The sequence below is a fragment of the Streptomyces aurantiacus JA 4570 genome (assembly GCF_000414115.1).
GTDB classification, from domain to species: domain Bacteria; phylum Actinomycetota; class Actinomycetes; order Streptomycetales; family Streptomycetaceae; genus Streptomyces; species Streptomyces aurantiacus_A.
In genome coordinates this window covers 1-5,337 of the sequence record NZ_AOPZ01000432.1, presented here as the reverse complement: position 1 = coordinate 5,337, position 5,337 = coordinate 1, and the positions used below count along the sequence as shown (strand labels likewise).

The following is a 5,337-nucleotide window of genomic DNA, read 5'->3' as shown; positions in this document are numbered from 1 at the left end:
CGGGCGGCATGGGCGGCCCGCCCACCCCGCCCCCCTGCCCCGCCATCTGTACGAGCAGCGGCCCGACGACCGCCGCGCCCGCCACCCACAGCAGCCCGAACAGCAGCGCGTCCGGCAGGCTCAAACCGGCCTCGACGGTGGCCTTCGCCGAGTCACCGCCGAAGCCGACCTCGCGCGCGGAGGTCTCGACGCTGAAGCCGCCGACCGCCGCGAGCAGCAGGAAGAGACCGAAGAACAGTCCGGCGGACAGGATCTGCTCGCCCCGGCCCGCGCACCGGCGCGCCGCGAGGACGCCGATCGTCAGCGCGCACACCAGGCCGAGCGCCAACGCGCCCACGACCGCGCCGGAGTTGAACAGGTCACCGAGTTCGGAGAGCCCGAACGACTGGCTCTCCTGGTCGCCGGCGTACGTCGAGCGCCGCCCGTTCGCCTCCGCCTCCAGGGGTGCGCCCCAGCCGACGCCGAGGGCCGCGAGGCCCAGGTTCGGCAGGATGAGCAGCGCGACGACGTACGGCGAGATGCCGGCGTCCTCCGTGTCGGCGGCGTCGGACAGGTCGTCGATCTGGGTGAGGGTGAGGTAGCCGACCGCGGAGGCGAGCACCAGGACGATCGCGAGGGCGCCCAGGGCCACGCCCGCGGCGCGCACGAACGCCTGCGCGCCGGGGCGCGCGGCCAGCCAGTGCACGAGGTCGTCGCCGTGCAGCACGGCGACGGACACGACGAGCGCGAGCCCGAGCGCGCCGAGCGTCGCGAGGAACGGCGCCGACGACAGCTCGACGCCCTCGATCTCGGGCTGCGCGAACAGCGCGAGCACCAGCACGCCGACGGCGGTCAACACCCCGACGCGCAGGGCCGCTTCGAGCCCCGCCGTCGTGCCCGTGTGGCTCACGCCGTGCGCGGCGGCGCGGGCGCGCAGCCGGTTCCTGAGGACGCGTACGCCGATGAACAGCGCCAGGACGAACAGGGCCGTCACCGTGAGCGGGACCAGGTGCACCGACATGGTGCCGTCGATCGCGGCGTCGGACGACGAGGAGGAGCCGTCGACGGACGAAGAGGACCCGTCGAAGCCGCGCTCCTCGCGGCCGGTGAGCGTGACGTCGCCGCCGACCGCCTGGAGCACCGTCGCGAGCGCGATGCGCAGCCGGTCGCCGAAGCCGACGACGTCCTCGCCGTCCTGGCCGTACGAGGGGAGGGCGCACCCCGCGGCCGTGATCAGGAGCAACGCCAGGGGCCACAGCGCGGCTTGGGCGGCCCCGGCCCAGTCGCCCCGCAGGGCCCGGCCGAGGTACGCGCCCACGGGCGAGGGGGCGGCGGGGGCGGGCGTGAAGTCCGGGGGCGGGGACGGTGTGAGCGGGGGTGCGGCGGGGATGGCTGCCGGGGGCGGGGGTGTGGCGGGAGGTGCCGGAGCGGCGGCAGGAGCAGGGGGTGCGGGGGTCGCGGGCGACTTCGGGGCTGGGGGAACCACCAGGGTCGCGGGGTGCGTTGAGGGCTCGGGGGCCTTGTCGGCGGGAGCCTCAGAATCCTCCGGCGGCGGCGCCGAGTCCTCCGGCTCGGCCGCCGGAACCGGATCGCGTTCGCGCCCGCATCTCATGCAGAATCGGGCCTCGTCGGGAGCTGGAGCCCCGCAGTCGGGGCAGTTCGACGCCATCGGGTAGCTCCGTTATGGGGAGAAAATCAGGGGACGTGATCGGCGTGTGCCGACCGTGACGCCCCGGCCACGGGAAGTGGCCAGGACATATCAACTGACACATCTTCTCCGGCAAACGGTTCCCGTCAACTCCCTTGCGGGGAGGCTATTCCGGCTTGAATCCCCGGTGCAGCGCGACGACCCCGCCGGTGAGGTTCCGGTAGGCCACCTTCGACCAGCCCGCCTCCTGCAGCCGGGCGGCAAGCTGGGGCTGGTTGGGCCACGAACGGATGGACTCGGCGAGATAGACGTACGCGTCCGGGTTGGAGCAGACCGTACGCGCGACGGGCGGCAGCGCACGCATCAAGTACTCGATGTAGACCGTGCGGAACGGCCCCCACGTTGGCTCCGAGAACTCGCAGATGACGACGCGTCCGCCGGGCCGGGTCACCCGGTACATCTCGCGCAGCGCGGCGTCCGTGTCCTGGACGTTGCGCAGGCCGAAGGAGATCGTGACGGCGTCGAAGGTGTCGTCCTTGAACGGCAGCCTCATCGCGTCGCCCGCGGTGAACGGCATCCACGGGTGCCGCTGCTTGCCGACGCTCAGCATGCCGAGCGAGAAGTCGCAGGGGACGACGTACGCGCCCGCCTGCGCGAACGCCTGCGACGACGTGGCCGTGCCCGCCGCCAGGTCCAGGACCTTCTGCGCCGGCCTCGCGTCCACCGCGTGCGCGACCGCCTTGCGCCAGAGGCGGGCCTGGCCGAGCGAGATCACGTCGTTGGTCAGGTCGTACCGTTCCGCCACGTCGTCGAACATCGAGGCGACTTCGTGCGGCTGCTTGTCCAAGGAAGCTCGGGTCACGTGACCCATTGTGTCAGGCCGGCCTTGTTCCCCGGCCGTGGGCTTCGCCTGCGGCGGGCTTCCCCGCGAAGGCGTCTGCCGTGTTCCGGGCTTCGGCGAGTGCGGGTTGTTTTCTGGTTGCTCGCGCCGTTCCCCGCGCCCCTTTGGGGCGCCACCTTGCCGCGTGCCTCACCTTGCCGCGTGCCTCAGCGGCGCCGGTACACCAGGCGGCCGCCGATCGACGTCGTCAGGCAGGTGCCGTCGGGGGCCAGTACCGCGAAGTCGGCGTCGCCGCCGGGCTCGGGTGGGCCGACCGGACGGTCGCGGAGGCCGGAGCGGGTCACGGCTGTGCGGACGGCGGGGTGGGTGAACGGGCCCGCCAGCGCGGTGGTGCCCGTCGCCAGTAGGCGTTGCACGCCCCGCCTCGCGCTCGCGCCCCAGCGGGCGTCCGTCATGTCCAGGGCGGCGAGGGCGGCGCCGGTGAGCGGCTCCGTGCCGAGGTCGTCGGCCTCGCGCGGGTCGGGCCAGTACGTGGCTTCGAGCAGGGCGACGGCGTCCCGCTCGTACCGGCCCGGGGTCAGGATCCCGTCGTCCCACTCGCGGACGCGAGCCCGCTCTCCGTACGTCGCGAGCAGTTCCTCGTACGGACCCACGGCCGCGAACCGCGCGCCGTCGACGACGACGGCGTGCCCGAGGGCGACCGTGCCGTCGGCGGCCGCGACCCCGCGCACGCGGTGAACTGTCAGCAAGACGGCGCCGGTTCGCTAGGTGGCGGAGAGGAGCTTGAGCTCCGGGTGAGCCGTGCCGCCCTCGATCGCCGTGGAGGAGATGTGCGAGGCGACGCGCTCGTCGACCGGGTCGTTCGCCGGGTCGTCGTGCACGACCAGGTGCTCGTACGTCGTGGCGCGCTGGGCCGGGACCCGGTCCGCCGTGCGGATCATGTCGATCATCTCGGCCAGGTTGGAGCGGTGCTTGGCGCCGGCCGAGGAGACCACGTTCTCCTCCAGCATCACCGAGCCGAGGTCGTCCGCGCCGTAGTGCAGGGTGAGCTGGCCGGCCTCCTTGCCGGTGGTCAGCCAGGAGCCCTGGATGTGCGCGACGTTGTCGAGGAAGATCCGGGCGATCGCGATCATGCGCAGATACTCGAAGACCGATGCCTGCGTGCGGCCCTTGAGGTGGTTGTTCTCGGGCTGGTACGTGTACGGGATGAAGGCCCGGAAGCCGCCGGTCCGGTCCTGTACGTCGCGGATCATGCGCAGGTGCTCGATGCGCTCGGCGTTCGTCTCGCCGGTGCCCATGAGCATCGTGGACGTGGACTCCACGCCCAGATTGTGCGCCGTCTCCATGATCTCCAGCCAGCGCTCGCCGGACTCCTTGAGCGGGGCGATGGCCTTGCGCGGCCGCTCGGGCAGCAGCTCCGCGCCCGCGCCCGCGAAGGAGTCGAGCCCGGCGGCGTTGATCCGCTGGATGGCCTCCTCGACGGAGACCTTGGAGATCCGGGCCATGTGCTCGACCTCGGACGCGCCGAGGGAGTGGATGACCAGCTGCGGGAAGTCCTTCTTGATGGCGCCGAAGTGCTTCTCGTAGTACTCCACGCCGAAGTCCGGGTGGTGCCCGCCCTGGAACATGATCTGCGTGCCGCCGAGCTCGACCGTCTCCGCGCAGCGGCGCAGGATGTCGTCGAGGTCGCGCGTCCAGCCCTTCTTGGTGTCCTTCGGGGCCGCGTAGAACGCACAGAACTTGCACGCCGTCACGCAGACGTTCGTGTAGTTGATGTTGCGCTCGATGATGTACGTCGCGATGTGCTCGGTGCCCGCGTAGCGACGGCGGCGGACCGCGTCGGCGGCGGCGCCGAGGGCGTGCAGCGGGGCGTCCCGGTACAGGTCGAGCGCCTCTTCGGCGCTGATCCGTCCGCCGGCGGCGGCACGGTCGAGGACGGACTGAAGGTCGGCCTTCTCGGTCACCGGGGCGCCTTTCGTAAGGTCCAGACAGCGGAGCGCGGAACCTCTTCAGCCTACGCCAGGCCGTCACTCACGCCGCGTACGCCCCCAGCAGGAGTGCGGCGAACGCGCCGCCCAGCAGGAACGGGCCGAACGCGATGGCCGTCCTGCGGCCCGCCTTGCGCACGACGACGAGCCAGCCCCCGTACACCGCCGCGCACACGAAGCCCGCGAAGGTGCCGAGCAGCAGGACGCCCCAGCCGTACCAGCCGAGCGCGGCGCCGAGCGCCAGCGCGAGCTTCACGTCACCGAACGCCATGCCGTCGGGGTTGATCAGGAACAGCACGAAATAGCCGCCGCTGAGGATGAGCGCGCCAAGGAGCGCCGTCGTCCAGGAGCCGCCCTGCTCCGGCAGGACGGCGGCCACACCGAGCAGCGCGAGGGCCGTGGCCGCCATGGGCAGGGTCAGGACGTCCGGCAGGCGCATCACGGCGAAGTCGACGACCGCGAGGACGACGGCGGGCGGGGTCAGGAGCAGCCACACCACGAGCTCCGGCCGGGGGCCCGTGGCGGCCGCCAGTGCCGCGCACGCCACTGCCGTGACCGGGGCGAGGATCGCCGCCCGGGGGCCGTACCGACTGCCGTCCGGGCATACGTTGCGCCCACCGAGCCACCCCTTGACCTCGTGCTCGCCGTCCGGGCAACGGGAGTGCCAGGGCTCTCCGGCCGGGGCGGAGAAGCGGTACGCCGCGCGGGGCAGCAGCAGGCCCGCGGCGGCGCCCCAGAGGACGGCCCCGACGACGATCAGGGTCTGCTGCACGGTGCGCTCCGGTTCGGGGTGGACGGCGGGGTGAAGGGGTTGCCCTGACAGATCGTGCCCTGGACCTTCCGGGAGTACCCCGGGTCCGACAGTTCGGGCGGGTGGGTGG

General features: G+C 72.7%; 5 protein-coding genes and 1 pseudogene. All 6 read right to left on the bottom strand.

Going from position 1 to position 5,337, the window contains the following annotated elements:
* A partial coding sequence (locus STRAU_RS33325) for a hypothetical protein (protein WP_052029390.1) occupies positions 1-1,297 on the bottom strand: 1,297 nt, incomplete at its 3' end.
* A gap of 282 nt (positions 1,298-1,579) precedes the next feature.
* Positions 1,580-1,648, bottom strand: a pseudogene (locus STRAU_RS44805) (zinc-ribbon domain-containing protein); the annotation flags it as partial.
* Between the two features lie 145 nt (positions 1,649-1,793).
* Positions 1,794-2,489, bottom strand: a complete 696-nt coding sequence (locus tag STRAU_RS33320) for a demethylmenaquinone methyltransferase (RefSeq protein WP_037663581.1) — start codon at positions 2,487-2,489, stop codon at positions 1,794-1,796.
* Positions 2,490-2,674: 185 nt separating this feature from the next.
* Complete coding sequence (locus STRAU_RS33315; RefSeq protein WP_037663578.1) at positions 2,675-3,217, bottom strand: imidazolonepropionase-like domain-containing protein; 543 nt, start codon at positions 3,215-3,217, stop codon at positions 2,675-2,677.
* A 15-nt stretch (positions 3,218-3,232) separates the two neighbouring features.
* The gene (mqnC, locus tag STRAU_RS33310) at positions 3,233-4,432 is read right to left on the bottom strand and encodes a cyclic dehypoxanthinyl futalosine synthase (protein ID WP_016644820.1); all 1,200 of its coding nucleotides are present in this window, start codon (positions 4,430-4,432) and stop codon (positions 3,233-3,235) included.
* Positions 4,433-4,499: 67 nt separating this feature from the next.
* Positions 4,500-5,228, bottom strand: a complete 729-nt coding sequence (locus STRAU_RS33305) for a prepilin peptidase (protein WP_016644819.1) — start codon at positions 5,226-5,228, stop codon at positions 4,500-4,502.
* Positions 5,229-5,337 lie beyond the last annotated feature (109 nt).